16 protein-coding genes and 1 riboswitch are annotated in these 15,231 nt (G+C 35.1%); of the genes, 10 read left to right on the forward strand and 6 right to left on the reverse strand.

Translation table 11 applies throughout. The features are described from left to right. The first annotated feature begins 42 nt into the window (after window positions 1-42). The 5 genes from H8S00_RS12005 to H8S00_RS12025 all read left to right on the forward strand — a co-directional run bounded on the left by H8S00_RS12005 (window position 43) and on the right by H8S00_RS12025 (window position 6,642). Window positions 43-783 carry a hypothetical protein gene (locus tag H8S00_RS12005; protein WP_118589665.1) on the forward strand — a complete coding sequence of 247 codons (741 nt, stop codon included), beginning with the start codon at window positions 43-45 and terminating at the stop codon, window positions 781-783. Window positions 784-872: 89 nt separating this feature from the next. Next, a complete protein-coding gene (locus H8S00_RS12010) occupies window positions 873-1,649 on the forward strand; it encodes a hypothetical protein (RefSeq protein ID WP_118589664.1) in 777 nt (258 codons plus the stop codon). Window positions 1,650-1,756: 107 nt separating this feature from the next. After that, on the forward strand, window positions 1,757-3,634 hold the full coding sequence (locus tag H8S00_RS12015; protein ID WP_118594991.1) for a hypothetical protein: 1,878 nt from the start codon (window positions 1,757-1,759) through the stop codon (window positions 3,632-3,634). Between the two features lie 113 nt (window positions 3,635-3,747). Next, window positions 3,748-6,009, forward strand: a complete 2,262-nt coding sequence (locus H8S00_RS12020) for a glycosyl hydrolase family 28-related protein (RefSeq protein ID WP_186840626.1) — start codon at window positions 3,748-3,750, stop codon at window positions 6,007-6,009. Window positions 6,010-6,105: 96 nt separating this feature from the next. After that, entirely contained in the window at window positions 6,106-6,642 is a 537-nt protein-coding gene (locus H8S00_RS12025) for a histidine phosphatase family protein (RefSeq protein WP_021952825.1), read from the forward strand. A gap of 94 nt (window positions 6,643-6,736) precedes the next feature. On the opposite strand, the gene H8S00_RS12030 is transcribed toward H8S00_RS12025, so the two are convergent. Together H8S00_RS12030 and H8S00_RS12035 are read right to left on the reverse strand one after the other, a co-directional pair. Beyond that, on the reverse strand, window positions 6,737-7,006 hold the full coding sequence (locus H8S00_RS12030; RefSeq protein WP_021952826.1) for a spore coat protein: 270 nt from the start codon (window positions 7,004-7,006) through the stop codon (window positions 6,737-6,739). A 15-nt stretch (window positions 7,007-7,021) separates the two neighbouring features. Further along, entirely contained in the window at window positions 7,022-7,204 is a 183-nt protein-coding gene (locus tag H8S00_RS12035; RefSeq protein ID WP_021952827.1) for a hypothetical protein, read from the reverse strand. A 106-nt stretch (window positions 7,205-7,310) separates the two neighbouring features. Between H8S00_RS12035 and H8S00_RS12040 the strand changes: the two genes are divergently transcribed. Then, complete coding sequence (locus H8S00_RS12040) at window positions 7,311-8,093, forward strand: ZIP family metal transporter (protein WP_118589661.1); 783 nt, start codon at window positions 7,311-7,313, stop codon at window positions 8,091-8,093. 63 nt (window positions 8,094-8,156) lie between these two features. Here the strand turns inward: H8S00_RS12040 and H8S00_RS12045 are convergent, their stop codons facing one another. The 3 genes from H8S00_RS12045 to H8S00_RS12055 all read right to left on the reverse strand — a co-directional run bounded on the left by H8S00_RS12045 (window position 8,157) and on the right by H8S00_RS12055 (window position 10,622). Next, window positions 8,157-8,570 carry a CBS domain-containing protein gene (locus H8S00_RS12045; RefSeq protein ID WP_021952829.1) on the reverse strand — a complete coding sequence of 138 codons (414 nt, stop codon included), beginning with the start codon at window positions 8,568-8,570 and terminating at the stop codon, window positions 8,157-8,159. A 96-nt stretch (window positions 8,571-8,666) separates the two neighbouring features. Next, window positions 8,667-9,842, reverse strand: coding sequence for a phosphoribosylaminoimidazolecarboxamide formyltransferase (locus tag H8S00_RS12050; RefSeq protein ID WP_021952830.1), 1,176 nt, complete (start codon window positions 9,840-9,842; stop codon window positions 8,667-8,669). A 66-nt stretch (window positions 9,843-9,908) separates the two neighbouring features. After that, the gene (locus H8S00_RS12055; protein ID WP_118589660.1) at window positions 9,909-10,622 is read right to left on the reverse strand and encodes an IMP cyclohydrolase; all 714 of its coding nucleotides are present in this window, start codon (window positions 10,620-10,622) and stop codon (window positions 9,909-9,911) included. Between the two features lie 53 nt (window positions 10,623-10,675). Beyond that, a riboswitch (ZMP/ZTP riboswitch) is annotated at window positions 10,676-10,756 on the reverse strand. Between the two features lie 182 nt (window positions 10,757-10,938). Between H8S00_RS12055 and H8S00_RS12060 the strand changes: the two genes are divergently transcribed. Genes H8S00_RS12060 through H8S00_RS12075 form a run of 4 tightly spaced genes read left to right on the forward strand, consistent with a single transcriptional unit; the run spans window position 10,939 to window position 14,176 of the window. Then, complete coding sequence (locus H8S00_RS12060) at window positions 10,939-11,586, forward strand: phosphatase PAP2 family protein (protein ID WP_118589659.1); 648 nt, start codon at window positions 10,939-10,941, stop codon at window positions 11,584-11,586. A gap of 9 nt (window positions 11,587-11,595) precedes the next feature. Continuing rightward, window positions 11,596-12,642, forward strand: a complete 1,047-nt coding sequence (locus H8S00_RS12065; protein WP_021952833.1) for a lysylphosphatidylglycerol synthase transmembrane domain-containing protein — start codon at window positions 11,596-11,598, stop codon at window positions 12,640-12,642. After that, window positions 12,636-13,340 carry a CDP-alcohol phosphatidyltransferase family protein gene (locus tag H8S00_RS12070; RefSeq protein ID WP_118589658.1) on the forward strand — a complete coding sequence of 235 codons (705 nt, stop codon included), beginning with the start codon at window positions 12,636-12,638 and terminating at the stop codon, window positions 13,338-13,340. Before H8S00_RS12065 ends, H8S00_RS12070 begins: the two co-directional genes overlap by 7 nt. A 2-nt stretch (window positions 13,341-13,342) precedes the next feature. Then, window positions 13,343-14,176, forward strand: coding sequence for a phosphatidylserine decarboxylase (locus tag H8S00_RS12075; RefSeq protein WP_186840627.1), 834 nt, complete (start codon window positions 13,343-13,345; stop codon window positions 14,174-14,176). A 1-nt stretch (window position 14,177) separates the two neighbouring features. Here H8S00_RS12075 and H8S00_RS12080 read toward each other — a convergent pair whose 3' ends face one another. Beyond that, the gene (locus H8S00_RS12080; RefSeq protein ID WP_021952836.1) at window positions 14,178-15,074 is read right to left on the reverse strand and encodes a magnesium transporter CorA family protein; all 897 of its coding nucleotides are present in this window, start codon (window positions 15,072-15,074) and stop codon (window positions 14,178-14,180) included. Window positions 15,075-15,231 lie beyond the last annotated feature (157 nt).

Raw genomic sequence — 15,231 nt, forward strand, 5'->3', positions numbered from 1 at the left:
TTAAACGAAATAAAATGATGTAATAATGTGGAGGCATTAACAATGAAGAAAATATTGAAAAAAGTTATAGCATTAGCTAGTGCCGTTGCAATGACATTGAGCATGAGTTCATTTGTAAGTGCGGCAGAGGATATTGTTTTGGAGGACTCAGGAAGTCCATTCATTAAGACATTTGACCCGGGAGATAAAGGAGATTATATTTATCTGGGTTATGCGTATTGTTTTGAAGTTGGTCCGGAATATAAGTATTTAAAGATTACATATACCGGTGAAAAGACAGCATTTGATGAACTTCGTTTAGAGTTTGTAATTAATTCAGACCCTGCAGAAGAAATCAAGCTTACTCCAAAGTGGTTTAGAGAAAATGATGAAGGAACTCTTGTTACAACAGATGGCAAAGAAGTTCCGGCTCCATCAGACAAGGAACAGACAGCGGTTATCGACCTTGAAAAGTCAGGAGTTGATTTAAAGACCGGTATCAGAGCTTTCCATATTCATGATACACCGGGCAAAGGCTCATTTAAGATTATTGATGCCCGTCTTATGACAAGCCCTGAAGGTGAGGCAGGCTCAGGTGATAGCAATGGTGAAGAAACAAAAAAAGAAGATGAAAACAAGAATGTTGAAATTGTAACAGACAATGCTAAAAATACATCAACAGGTACAGTTGGTTCAGTTAAACCGGGTGCATCCGGTGTTCCTGTATGGCCAATTGCAGCAGGTGTTGGTGGTGTCGTAGTAGCAGCTGTAGCATTTGGTATTACAAAATCAAAAAAGAAATAATTAAATGATTTTATTCAGATGAAAGAAAATCATCTGTTATAAGATAAAACAATGTTAACAATTATATAAGAAAGGATAGGGATAACAATATGAGAAAAGGATTAATTAGTAAGAAAATCGTAGCATATGTTTGTGCAGCAACTATGATGTTCTGTGGATTCGCAGGCATTACTAAGGCTACACCTGTAGCAGCAGCAGAAACAGAGATCCAGCTTGACGATGCAGCAAGTGGAATGAATAAGACATTACACATTGACAAAGCAGCAAAGGGTTCAAAAGATGATTTGATGTATGCATATCAGGGATTTGTAACATTTAAGGATCTTGCTGATAAGAGTTTTAAGTATCTTAAGATTACATACACAGGTGATATTACAACTTTAAGATTTGAATTTAATGAAAAAACTTCAAATACAAATCAGGGACCGTTCTGGTTTGATGCTGAGCAGGATACACACTTTGTAACAGCAGACGGAAGTGATATTCCTTTGGTTGGTAAAAACACAACAATCGTTATTGACCTTGAAAAATCAGGTGTTGATATGAGCAAGTATAACAATGGTATTCATATGCATGCTAACTCAACAACAGATGCAGCATTTGATGTAACACTTAAGGATTGTGTATTGTCATCAGTTGCACCAGCTACAACTGGTTCAAAGACAGCAACCAAACCTGGAGACAGCAAGAGTAAGACAGATGAACAGGTAACAGATGCAAACGGAAATGTTACACCAACACAGAACTCAACAAATGCACCTTCAACAGGTTCACCTATGTGGCCAATCGCAGCAGGTGTAGGTGGAATCGTAGTTGCAGCAGCAGCTTTCGTAGTTTCAAGATCAAAGAAATTTAAAGAAAACTAATTTAATATTTATGAATTTATTCAGGTGTCAGGGACGGTCCTTTGACACCTGATATAAAATATAATAACAATTAATTTACAAATTTATGAAAGGACAGGGGTAATTATATGAGAAAAGGTTTATTTACCAAGAAAATCGTAGCATATGTTTGTGCAGCAACTATGGTATTTAGCAGTTTTGCAGGTGTCAGTGTTGTAAATAACACAAATGTAATTGCAGACGAAACAAAGGCTGACATTGTATTAAATGATACAGGTTCACCACTTATTAAGACATGGGGTTCAGCAGATGGTGAAGGATATGCATATGAAGGATATGTATACTGTGGAGACGTTAGCTCAGATTACAAATATCTTCAGATTACATATTCAGGAGACGCAACAGCATTGAAAGAAGCTCGTTGGGAACTTTTAGGAAAAGATGATAAGGCATTAGGAACATATTGGTTCTCACAGAATGATCAGGGAACATTTAAGACAACTGATGATACATTAGTTCCTGCACCAACAGAAACAGCACAGACAGTAGTAATCGACTTAGAAAAGACAGGTGTTGATTTATCAGCATCAGGAGTTAATGCATTCCATTTCCATAACACAAAAGGAAACGGAACATTATCAATAACAGATGCAAGATTTATGACATCATTACCAGCAGAAGATACAAAGGCTGACATTGTATTAAATGATACAGGTTCACCACTTATTAAAACATGGGGTTCAGCAGATGGTGAAGGATATGCATATGAAGGATATGTATACTGTGGAGACGTTAGCTCAGATTACAAATATCTTCAGATTACATATTCAGGAGCTGCAACAGCATTGAAAGAAGCTCGTTGGGAACTTTTAGGGAAAGATGATAAGGCATTAGGAACATATTGGTTCTCACAGAATGATCAGGGAACATTTAAGACAACTGATGATACATTAGTTCCTGCACCAACAGAAACAGCACAGACAGTAGTAATCGACTTAGAAAAGACAGGCGTTGATTTATCAGCATCAGGAATTAATGCATTCCATTTCCATAACACAAAAGGAAACGGTGCATTAACAATAACAGATGCAAGATTCATCACAAAGGTTCCTGAAGAAGTTACAACACCTGCACCAACAGAGGCACCAACAGAAGGACCTACAGAAGCACCAACAACACCACAGCCAACAACAGCAGCAGATCCTTCAACAGGAATTAAGCTTGATGATGTTGCAAGTGGAATGAACAAGACATTACACATTGACAAAGCTGCAAGTGGCGCTACAGATGGTATCAAGTACGCATACTTAGGATTTGTTACATTTAAAGATTTAGCTACAAAGGATTTCAGATATCTTAAATTAACATATACAGGTGATATTACAAGCTTAAGATTTGAATTTAATGAAAAGGCAACAAACGCAAATCAGGGACCTTTCTGGTTCGATGCAGAACAGGATGTTCACTTTGTAACAGCTGACGGAAGCCCAATCCAGTTAGTTGGAAACAATACAACAGTTGTTATTGACCTTGTAGCTTCAGGTGTAGATATGAGCAAGTACAATAATGGTATTCATATGCATGGTAACTCAACAACAGATGCTGCATTTGATGTAACAATTAAAGATGCAGTATTATATGGTGGAGTACCTACACCACAGCCAACAACAGTTGCACCTACAAAGAAACCTACAGTTAAGGTATCAAGACCTGGTACTGCTTCAGTTAAGAAAGCTACAAAGAAGAAAGCTTCAGCAAAGGTTAAGATTAGCCTTAAGAAAGTTAAGAAAGCAAAAGGATATTATGTACAGATTTCAACTTCTAAGAAGTTCAAGAAAGTTCTTGTAAAGAAATATGTAAAGAAAGTATCATTTACACTTAAGAGCAAAAAGATTAAGAATAAAAAGAAACTTTACGTTAGAGCAAAAGCTTACAAGCTTAACGGAAAGAAGAAAGTTCTTTCTAAGAAGTGGTCAAAAGTTAAGAAAGTAAAAATTACAAAATAATTTTAAAATATTAATTTAGACTATGAAAAGAAAATAACCTATAGTGGGGAAAACGCTATAGGTTATTTTTCTATCGTAAAAAAGTTTTTACTAAGCAAGAAGGAGATATGAATTTGAGAAAGATAGTAAAACAAATAATCGTTATGGGAATGGCAGTTATGTTGACTATCCAACCGGGATATATGGGAAATGATAATAAAAAGGTATATGGTGCAGAAAGCACTAAGGCTGATAGTTTTTATTTACCGTCTGCCAATGCAAATGGTGTAATAGGGGCAACTATGCCATATACAAGATATGATACTGAAAAAGCCAGCCTGGCAGGAGGTGCTGTAATTGCAAAATCAGATAGTTATTTTAATTCAAGCATTGCAACACAAGCATCAAATCAGTCCTATGCAAGACTTCCAAAAAGTGGTTCGTCAGTAGAATGGACAATGGAAACGTCAGGAGATGGCGTTACAATGAGATTCACAATGCCGGATTCAAGTGACGGAAAGGGAAAAACAGGTTCTCTTGATGTATACGTAAATGGAAAATTGGCAGAGAAAGTAAACTTAACATCTTATTATATGTGGCAGTATTTTGCTGCGGGAAAAGGACATCCAAGTGATACTAATAACGGTGGGTATCCATTATTTGCCTTCGACGAAGTTCATTTTAAATTAAACAAATCACTGAAAAAAGGTGATAAGATAAAAATACAAAACAGTGGTGCAGGAAATATGGAATATGGTGTTGATTTCATTGAGGTAGAACAGGTACAAGGTGAAATTAAACAACCGGCAAATTCCTTAAGCGTAGTGGATTATGGAGCAAAGCCAAATGATGATACAGATGATGCAACAGCCATAAATAATTGCTTATATGCTGCTAAAAATATGAAAAAAGATGTATATTTTCCAGCGGGAACATACAAAATGAGTAAAAAAATGAAGATTTTAGGGGAAAATATTAAAGTAACCGGTGCTGGAATGTGGTATACAAATATACAGTTTACAAGTGACCAGCAAGGTGGCGGTGGTGTAACGGGAAAATGCAAAAATGTTGAAATAAGTAATATGTACTTAAATTCAAATTTACGTTCACGTTACAGTGAAAGCGCTAACTACAAATGTTTTGCAGATGTTTTTGAAGGCGGTTCAGTTATTCATGACATTTGGGAAGAACATTTTGAGTGTGGTTTCTGGCTTGGTGATTATGACAGAGACACAAACTATTCAGATGGTTTAAAAATCGTAAATAGCAGAATAAGAAACAATTTAGCTGATGGTGTTAACTTCTGTCAGGGAACAAGCAACGCTGCAGTATACAATTGTTCAGTAAGAAATAATGGTGATGACGGTCTTGCAATGTGGAACAATGATTATTGTTCAAAGGATGAAGAAAAAAATGTATTCGCATACAATACCGTAGAATTTAACTGGAGAGCCGGTGGAATTGCTGTGTATGGTGGAAACGGACATAAGATTTATAACAACTATATTTGTGATACAACTATGTCCTGTGGTATACATTTAAATACTGTTTTTCCAGGTCATAAGTTTAATAATAATAAAGACGGAATAAAATTTGACAATAACATAATAATCAAATCCGGTTGCTCAAAGGACTCATGGAATGGAACTATGGCAGCCATTGATATAACAGGTGGTGTTAAGAACGTTACATTTAGCAATACAAAAATTTATGAAGCACAGCATGATGGCATACGTGTAGGGCAGGACTGTAGCAATATTATTTTCAACAATACTAAGATATACAAGTCAGGTGCTGATGGAAACACTTCCAGAAAAGGAGCTGCATTGTATTTAGATACAGCACAAAATGTTATATTTAACAATATAGAAATTGCAAAGAGTGCCTATAGTAATGCAGCCGGATGGCCAATATATTCACATATCTATGGTACGGTTAATACCAACAATATTAAAAATTATGTTAATGTAAGCAGTAAGGAATATACAATTCCTTCATACCCTAAGGCAGGAACATTTAGCACAGGTAAACCTTCAAATGGCGGAAGTGAAAATCCAACAACAAAACCTACGGTAAAGCCAACGGTTAAACCAATTGTAAAGGTTAATGTAACTAAGGTTAAAAGTGCATCTAAAAAGCGTGCTTCTTACAAAATAAAAATAAGTCTTAAGAAAGCAAAATCCGTAACGGGATATCAGATACAGATTGCTACAAACAAGAAATTTAAGAAGGTTTTAGTATCTAAAAAAGTAAAGAAATACAAATTTGTACTTAAATCATCTAAAATTAAAAACAAAAAGACCTTGTATCTTAGAGCAAGAGCGTATAAAGTAGTTAGTAAAAAGACTTATGTAAGCAATTGGACAAAAGCTAAAAAGGTTAAAGTGACTAAGTAGAGTCTACAGAATTAAAATTAGCAAATAAAGTTCATAGGATAAAGTCCGTAAAATTAAAATGAAGGGAAGAAGATTTAATATCTTTTGGGTGAAAGTATGGCACATTTATATTTTACAAGACATGGACAGACCTTTTGGAATGTTGAAAACAAAATTTGTGGAGCAACGGATATAGGTCTGACAGAGTTAGGACACAGTCAGGCTAAGGAGCTGGGCGAAAAAATATTACAACAGGGAATACATATTGATGAAATATTATATTCCCCATTATCCCGTGCCGCAGATACGGCAAAGCATATTTCCCGGATTACGGGAATACCTATGAGGGAAGAAAAGAGACTGACGGAACAGAATTTTGGAAAATATGAATCAACAGCCAGAAATGGTGAAGAATTTAAAGTGGCAAAGACAAATTTTATATGTAGTTTTGATGGCGGTGAAACAATGTTACACCTGGCACAAAGAATATATAATTTGTTAGATGAAATCAAGCAACAGCCGGATAAGGTATATCTGTTGGTTGCTCATAATGGAATATCAAGAGTGGTAAATTCGTATTTTTACGATATGACAAATGAAGAGTTTGCAGCATTTGGCATTAAAAACTGTGAAATTAGAAAATATGAGTTTTAAGCTTAATTAGAAAAAGGCTATTGCATCCTAAGGGGACTTGCCAAAGTATGACTTTGGAAACGTACCCTAGGACAATAGTTTTTTTTAATAAAAATTAGATGGCTTTATATCCACATTCAAATTTGGTTTTTGCTTCCTGAACTTTCTTGCTTTCTGCGGCAGGTGTAGGATAAAATCCCATAGTGTGCATCTGATTAAATACATCTACCTGAATTTCGTGTTCCTTGCTTAAAAGGTTAAGCATAGTTTCACGAAGATTGTCATGGACGCATTCGTTAGCACCTAAATTATAAAGGTTAGTGGCATTTTTTTCAGTATTAAGGGCATCCCCTAAAATTTCCTTTTCTGTATAAATTTCGTTCATTTTTAAATCCCCCAATTATTTCAAATAAGAATAAATTTCATTAAAATGTCCCTGATGCTTGTCGGCGATACTTAACATTTGCTGTTTTATAGTCTCATCCTTACTGTGATTTGCAAGCATCTGAAACTTTTTAACTAAAAGTTCCTCTTCATTTAATAAATCCTGAACAACTGACAGTTCTTTTTCTGAAATATCCATGTTTCCTCCTTTTTTAACATAAATTATTGACTTTAATAGTATGTTAAAATAAGATAGAAAAATGTATGGAATAATTTTGAAAAATTAAAATGAAAAAGGAGACGTAATGGAATTAGAGGTAATTAGAGGAGTTTTAATTCCCTTTGCAGGAACATCTCTTGGAGCAGCATGTGTACTGTTTATGAAAAGGAATTTAAATATAAAGGTGCAGAAGGCACTTACAGGATTTGCGGCAGGAGTAATGGTGGCAGCATCAATATGGAGTTTGCTTATCCCGGCTATAGAACAGTCGCAAAGTATGGGAAAGCTTTCCTTTGTCCCTGCTGTAATTGGATTTTGGGTAGGGATATTGTTTTTACTCTTATTAGATAAAACGATTCCCCACTTGCATATGAACAGTAACGAAGCAGAAGGACCTCATGTGAAACTAAAAAAAACTACAATGCTTGTCCTTGCTGTTACACTTCATAATATTCCGGAGGGGATGGCTGTAGGAGTAGTTTTTGCGGCAATGCTTATGCCTAATAGTGAAATATCTTCTATGGGGGCATTAGCTTTAGCAATTGGAATTGCAATACAGAATTTCCCGGAAGGTGCCATTATATCCATGCCGTTAAAGGCAGAAGGCGAAAGTAAGACAAAGGCATTTATATATGGAGTTCTTTCAGGGGCAGTGGAACCGGTAGCAGCAGTTTTAACTATTTTGGCTGCGGGGATAATTGTTCCGGTGCTACCATACTTACTAAGCTTTGCAGCAGGAGCCATGTTATATGTGGTAGTAGAAGAATTGATTCCTGAAATGTCAGAAGGAAAACATTCTAATATTGGAACTTTAATGTTTTCTTTGGGATTTACAATTATGATGACATTAGATGTGGCATTAGGCTAAAATCAAAATTAAATACTTATAAAAAACGTATATCCCTGGAAAAGGAATATACGTTTTTTTAGGTTAATTAATTTTTTCATCTAACTTATTTGCCAGATAGAGGATAACATCTTTTCGGGTTATAATTCCAATAAACACATTATTATCATCTACCACAGGCACAAAGTTCTGATTGGTTATTTTATCAAATAATTCTTCCATAGAAACTGAAATGTGGATGGCTTTGTTATCCCTTCGTCGGTTTATGGATGTAATGGGGATTCCCTCCATTTGCTTAAGGGAAGGAAAGTCATTGCTTTTTAAACACCAAAGCAAATCGCCTTCTGTAATAGTTCCTATGTATTTTCCGTCCTTACCTAAAAGGGGAATGGCTGTGTATCCGTGATGCTCCATTTTTTCAAGAGCCTGTCTGAATGTATCATCTTCTTCAACATGTGAAACATTCTCCTTTGGAGTAAGGAAAAATAAAATATTCATATATTATATCCTCCGTATTAAAAACTCATACTCAAATATTCTATCAGAAAAATATGAGTAAAGCCATAGAGGACACAAAAAGTTAACATGTTTATTTTAGTGATGGAATAATCTAATTCCTGTAAATGCCATAGCCATTCCATGTTTATTGCAGGCATCAATAACATCCTGGTCACGGATAGAACCGCCAGGCTGTGCTACATATTTAACACCACTTTTAGCAGCTCTTTCAATGTTATCACTAAATGGGAAGAAAGCATCGGAACCTAATGTAATTCCTTCAGCCTGTGATAACCATTCCTGTTTCTCTTCTTTTGTAAATACATCGGGCTTTTCAGTAAACACTCTCTGCCATTCACCATCAGCTAAAATATCCATGTATTCATCCCCAATGTAAAGGTCGATGGCATTATCTCTGTCGGCACGCTTCATATCCTCTTTAAAAGGAAGATTAAGAACCTTTGGACACTGACGGAGAAGCCAGTTATCTGCCTTCTGTCCTGCAAGTCTTACACAGTGGATTCTTGACTGCTGTCCTGCACCTACACCAATAGCCTGTCCGTTTTTAACGAAACATACTGAATTTGACTGGGTATATTTAAGAGTAATCATTGAAATAGCCATGTCAATTTTAGCACTTTCAGGAATATCCTTATTTTCAGTTACAACATTGCTAAAGAAATCATCATCAATGTTTAATTCATTACGTCCCTGCTCAAAAGTAATTCCAAATACCTGTTTTCTTTCAATTGGGTTAGGAACATAATCAGGGTCAATTTCAATAATGGCATAGGCACCACGTTTTTTGCCTTTTAATAATTCTAAAGCTTCAGGTTCATATCCCGGAGCAATAATTCCGTCTGAAAATTCTCTTTTTATAAGAGCGGCAGTAGAAACATCACATACATCTGAAAGGGCAATAAAATCGCCGTATGAAGACATTCTGTCAGCACCTCTTGCTCTTGCATATGCAGCAGCAAGAGGAGATAAGTCACCCAGGTCGTCTACCCAGTAAATCTTAGCTTCAACATCACTAAGAGGAAGACCAACTGCGGCACCGGCAGGAGAAACATGCTTAAAAGAAGTAGCAGCAGGAAGACCTGTAGCCTTTTTAAGCTCCTTAACTAACTGCCATCCGTTAAAGGCATCAAGGAAATTAATATATCCCGGTTTCCCGTTTAAAACCTTAATAGGAAGTTCGCCTTCTTCCATAAAAATTCTAGAAGGCTTCTGATTCGGGTTACATCCATATTTTAATTCTAATTCTTTCATAATAATCCTTTCTGTTCTTTGTAATTGTTATTTAAAAAGTAAAAAATGTTAATGAGTTACATAAATTTATTTGTTTTTGTTAATAATCTTTGTTTCATAAGTTCCATCTTCAATATTGATATATCTTACAAACAATGAAACCTTGTTATCCTCATTTAAGCTGTTCCATAACATTTCAGTAAACTGATCCATATCATCCATCATAGGAACTAACTTAGGTTCTCCCTCAAAAGAAGGAAGAGGATTTCCGTCACATTTATATGTGTGAATAAAATGACCTTCGCCGTTTACAGGATTAGAGTATGCAAATGTATATCTGTTACAGGCATCAGGATTTCCGTTGTTGCTTTTTAATATAGACATTGCGTAGTTATATGTTCCGTTTTCAACATGCATAATACCTGAAATTCTAGGTGTATAGTTAGGACCGTCCGGTTCAAACTCACGGGTTCTAAGAGACTGCTCAAAAGTCTGCTGCTTGTCCATAAGTTCGTAGATAGTATCAGTCTGGTCTCCGTTAGTAACAATAGTCTTGTTTCCAAGAACACGAACAGGAGCGTAGATAATAAGACTTGGGTCAACTAATTTTGAAGGGTCAAAAGCTTCAGTTCTGATACCTTCTCCATCTGTTACAAAAACTCTGTTTCTGCTGTTTTCGCTTCTTCCCATAATGAAATATGCAGTAACTGCGAACTTTCCATTAGGAGTTTTTCCAATAACGATTCCACGTCCCGGATAAGAATTTTCCTTTAATTCTTTTTCAAGTGATAACATTTCCATTTATTTTCTTCCTCCATAAATAAAAAATAAAATAAAAACCGTCTGGGAAACCAGAAGGCTGCCCAGGCGGTCGACGAAACTAAATCCATGCTCCCTGTGGTAAATCCACTAATCCGCCAGTCACATGGAAGATATAAATAGAATAAACGATTTCTTAGGGATTTTCAACAAAAAAATATATATTGAAGAAATTTATTTTTTATATTAGTATATCATAGAGTGAAAAAAAATTAAGAATGTTAATAGTTTCTTAAGATTTATGAATTATAATTGCCTTCGGCAACAAAAAATATAAAAGAAATTAAAAGGTGAAGATTTGAAAACATTAAAAAAAATAATACCATCATATGCAGTAATACCCATTATAATGTCTCTTGTAGTGAATATGATTACGTACTTTGGTACAAGAATTTTTACTACTAAATTACATCATTATAATATTAACTGCTTTATTGACGACATGATCCCCTTTACAACATTTATGATATGGATATACGTGTTAAGCTATGTTATATGGGTAGTGGGATTTATTGCAATAGGAAGAGAAAACAAAAAAGTATGTTATGAAGTGCTTTTTGGAGAGCAGATTGCAAAGCTTATGTGCTTAGTGATTTTTGTGGCTTTCCCTACAACACTTATCAGACCGGAATTTGACGTAAATACCTTAAGTGAATGGATGACTAACTTAATATATACTTTAGACAGTCCCGATAATCTTTTTCCGTCAATACATTGTCTTGAAAGCTGGGTGTGCTTTAGAGGGGCAATGAGATGTAAAAAGGTGGGAAAAGTCTACAAGGTAATTATGCTTATTTTGGCACTTCTTGTTTTTGCATCAACAGTGATGGTAAAACAGCATGTGTTTGTAGACATAATAGGTGCCATTTTAGTTGTAGAGATAGGATTGGCATTAGCAAAGAGGTTAAATATATATAAGAAGCTTGATAAAAGCTATAGTGAATAAAGGAGTGGCATGAAGGAGACAAAGAAAAAAATTCTCTGGTCGGTAGTTTTACTGGCATTAATAGGTATTACGCTATATGTTATTGTAAAAAGCAACGATTCCCTTACTCTTGAGGGATTTATTCAATATGTGTCTAAGGCTAAAAAACAGTGGATAGTGGCTGCATTTGGGTGTATGCTGGGATTTATTGTATTTGAAGCATTGGCAGTTAGGGAGTTAAGTAAGGCTTTTGGTTACAAAAGAAAGTTTAGAAAGGCTCTTGTGTATTCCACATCAGATATTTATTTTTCGGCTATAACACCTTCTGCTACAGGAGGTCAGCCTGCATCAGCCTATTTTATGATGAATGATAAAATTCCCGGTGCGGTAACTACCATAGTATTGCTTGTAAACTTGACTTTATATACAACATCAATTATTCTTATAGGTATGGTGTGCTTCATCACAAGACCTTATATGTTTATGCATTTTAGCTTTGTGTCTAAGTGTATGATTGTATTTGGATTTGTGTTTCAGTTTGTACTTATTGCAGTGTTTATTTTACTTGTTTACAAAGAGAAAATAATAATGAAAACTGCAAATTTCTTTATGAGACTTTTAAGTAAATTACATCTTATGCACAACATTGAGAAAAAGCAGGAGCATCTCATAGAGGTGGAAATGCAGTACAAAGAATGTGCAGCAGCCATAAAAGGTAAATTAAAAAATATTTTGATTGCACTTATATATAATTTCATGCAGAGACTGTCACTTATAATGGTATCTGTGTGTGTGTTTATCGCTGTAGGGGGAAGTGCTCATAATATCTACAATGCATTTATCGCTCAGGGATTTGTAGTTTTAGGCTCAAACAGCGTTCCTATTCCGGGAGCAGTTGGAGCTGCGGACTATCTTTTTATTGATGGATTTGGTAAAATAATAAATGATAGTGTCAGCATTGAATTACTTAGCAGGGGAATTTCATTTTACTGCTGCTTAGTTGTCTGCGGATTAATTACATTTGCGGCATCAGTGCTACATAGTTTGAAAGGAATGAAGCAAAAGAAAAAATGTTAGGTTATTGGGATTATACAGTTGTTCTTACATATTGTTCACTATTATCTGCCACTACAGGTATTCTTGTATCTTTGTCAGGGGCAGGACATCCGTATATAGGAGTTATGTTTTTATTACTTTGCGGACTTTGCGATACATTTGACGGCAGGGTTGCAAGATCAAAGAAGAACAGAACAGCTAAGGAAAAGGAATTTGGAATACAGATTGATTCATTATCAGATTTGGTAGCATTTGGTGTGTTGCCTGTTTGTGTGGGAATGGCACTCTATAAAAGAGATATGTTTGATATAGAAGCTTTAAGCCATCACAAAAGTGTACTTGCATGTGTTCCCCTTGCGGTTATTATTGCAGTAAGTGCCATATTTGTTTTAGCAGCACTGGTAAGACTGGCATATTTTAACATAACAGTTGAGGAAACCCAGGGAGAGGGATTAGGAGACAAGAAGCATTACTATGGCTTGCCTGTTACATCCACAGCACTTATTTTCCCTACATTTTTACTGGCAAGACATATTCTTTATCTTAATCATGTAAACATTTCATTTGTTTATTATATATTGTTGCTTATAGTTGCAGTGCTTTTTGTTCTTAAGTTTAAATTAAAGAAACCGGGAACAATGATGATATACTTTTTAGTAGGTATTGGTGCTGTTGAATTTATTGCAGTTATTTTATTAAAGTTTTTTGCAAATAGATAGTTATGGATAATATAAAAGAAAGTTCAGGAATTTTAAAATTTTTATATAACACTGTTCCGGGAAGAGCAGTACTTAAAGTAATTACAAGCCCCACCATTTCAAAAATTGGCGGGGCTTATATGGATTCAAAATTATCCACCATACACATTAAGGGATTTATAAAGAATAATAATATAGATATGAGCCAGTATGAGAAGGTGAAGTATAAATCTTTTAATGAATTTTTTACAAGAAAGATATTGCCGGAGAAGAGACCGGTGTGTAAGGATGAGGATGCCCTTATTTCACCATGTGACGGAAGACTTTCGGCATATCACATAGACAGTAATTCCCGATTTTATATTAAAAAAAGCAGATATAGTATTCAGGACTTATTGCAGGGTAGCAAGGCAGCAGTGGATTATAATGGCGGAATATGTCTTATACTAAGATTATGTGTGGATGATTACCACAGATATGGAAATATAGATGACGGAGTTATTCTTGAAAACAAATATATCAGGGGAAAGCTTCACACCGTAAGACCTATAGCGGTAAACAGATATCCGGTTTTTGTGCAAAACAGCAGGGAGTATACCATAATAAAAACTAAGAATTTTGGAAGGGTAGCTCAAATTGAAGTTGGAGCCCTTATGATAGGCAAAATCAAAAATCACTCAAAGTCAGGCAGTGTAATTAAGGGAACGGAAAAGGGAATGTTTCTGTACGGCGGTTCCACTATAGTGCTTTTATTTGAAAAGGACACGGTATCCATACCTGAAAAGTATTTTGAAGAAACTGAAAATGACAGGGAAGTAATAGTTAAATATGGAAGCAAAATTGGTGGCAGAGCATAATCTACCACCATTTCTTTTTCTTAAAAACAACACAGAGAACTATAACAAGCAAGGTACTAAAGGCAAAAAGTCCCGGGTAGCCGTATGCCCACTTAAGCTCAGGCATTGCCTCAAAATTCATACCGTACCATCCTGTAATAAGGGTAAGAGGCATAAAAATAGTAGTTACAACAGTGAGAAACTTCATAATAAGATTCTGGTGAACATCAAGCTGTTGCTGGTAAACATCCCGGATTTGGGAAGTGTATTCCCAGATTTGTTCGGATTCGTGACTAAACAGGGACACTTTTTTTTCTAACACAGAAAAAAGCTGTTTGGAATCTTCATCAATCAGTCCCTTTGTATCATCAGCCAAGCACCCGCATATACCTTCAATTTGAACGTAATAGTGGTGTAACCGCAGGGTTTTACTACGATAGGTTGTAATATCTCTTATTAAGGTGTTCATTTTATCATTAAAAATGCTAAGCTCTAACTGAATAAGATTTTGTTGCAGGGAATTGATTTTTTCTAAATCCTTTGACATAACAAAATCAAGAACATAAAAAAGACAGGCCCCCGGAGATATCATTTTTTCACAGTTTGCAGCTATAATATCATCAACCATATCCTTAAGATAATTATTTTTGTCAATGAAAATAATATAGCTTGGGGTATAAATAAACCGTATAAGGCAGGGAGGAGCCATTAAAATATCAGGAATGTTGATATATCCGTATAAAAAATCTGAGAATATTTCAATTTTTGAAAAATGAAAATCGGAAAAAATCATGGGTATTCTTGGAACATAATTATTAATAATATCATAATGAGTTGCCAGATCTAATGGAATAACTGCCATAAAATTGTCTGTTAGTATTTCAGAATTTTCTAAATTGTTGTTTATATCGTAAAACATATAAGCTCCCTACTTTGCAAAATATACGTTATATATATTGTGTAGAAAAAGATGTTTTAATCATAAAAAGTGCGTTATAATTAGAGGAGGAAACAAAATGAACGAAGTTCATTTTTTAAGGATGTTTCCGACGAAATGCCGCTGACCGAAGGGAGGG

It is taken from the genome of Eubacterium segne, assembly GCF_014287775.1.
Lineage (GTDB): Bacteria > Bacillota > Clostridia > Lachnospirales > Lachnospiraceae > Eubacterium_G > Eubacterium_G segne.

Excerpts from the sequence above, each read along its gene's own strand:
- H8S00_RS12055 (WP_118589660.1), bottom strand. The coding sequence starts at position 10,622 with ATGGAAATGTTATCACTTGAAAAAGAATTAAAGGAAAATTCTTATCCG.
- H8S00_RS12065 (WP_021952833.1), top strand. The coding sequence starts at position 11,596 with ATGAAGGAGACAAAGAAAAAAATTCTCTGGTCGGTAGTTTTACTGGCA.
- H8S00_RS12010 (WP_118589664.1), top strand. The coding sequence starts at position 873 with ATGAGAAAAGGATTAATTAGTAAGAAAATCGTAGCATATGTTTGTGCA.
- H8S00_RS12035 (WP_021952827.1), bottom strand. The coding sequence starts at position 7,204 with ATGGATATTTCAGAAAAAGAACTGTCAGTTGTTCAGGATTTATTAAAT.
- H8S00_RS12040 (WP_118589661.1), top strand. The coding sequence starts at position 7,311 with ATGGAATTAGAGGTAATTAGAGGAGTTTTAATTCCCTTTGCAGGAACA.
- H8S00_RS12045 (WP_021952829.1), bottom strand. The coding sequence starts at position 8,570 with ATGAATATTTTATTTTTCCTTACTCCAAAGGAGAATGTTTCACATGTT.
- H8S00_RS12070 (WP_118589658.1), top strand. The coding sequence starts at position 12,636 with ATGTTAGGTTATTGGGATTATACAGTTGTTCTTACATATTGTTCACTA.
- H8S00_RS12030 (WP_021952826.1), bottom strand. The coding sequence starts at position 7,006 with ATGAACGAAATTTATACAGAAAAGGAAATTTTAGGGGATGCCCTTAAT.
- H8S00_RS12005 (WP_118589665.1), top strand. The coding sequence starts at position 43 with ATGAAGAAAATATTGAAAAAAGTTATAGCATTAGCTAGTGCCGTTGCA.
- H8S00_RS12015 (WP_118594991.1), top strand. The coding sequence starts at position 1,757 with ATGAGAAAAGGTTTATTTACCAAGAAAATCGTAGCATATGTTTGTGCA.
- H8S00_RS12050 (WP_021952830.1), bottom strand. The coding sequence starts at position 9,842 with ATGAAAGAATTAGAATTAAAATATGGATGTAACCCGAATCAGAAGCCT.
- H8S00_RS12075 (WP_186840627.1), top strand. The coding sequence starts at position 13,343 with ATGGATAATATAAAAGAAAGTTCAGGAATTTTAAAATTTTTATATAAC.
- H8S00_RS12080 (WP_021952836.1), bottom strand. The coding sequence starts at position 15,074 with ATGTTTTACGATATAAACAACAATTTAGAAAATTCTGAAATACTAACA.
- H8S00_RS12025 (WP_021952825.1), top strand. The coding sequence starts at position 6,106 with ATGGCACATTTATATTTTACAAGACATGGACAGACCTTTTGGAATGTT.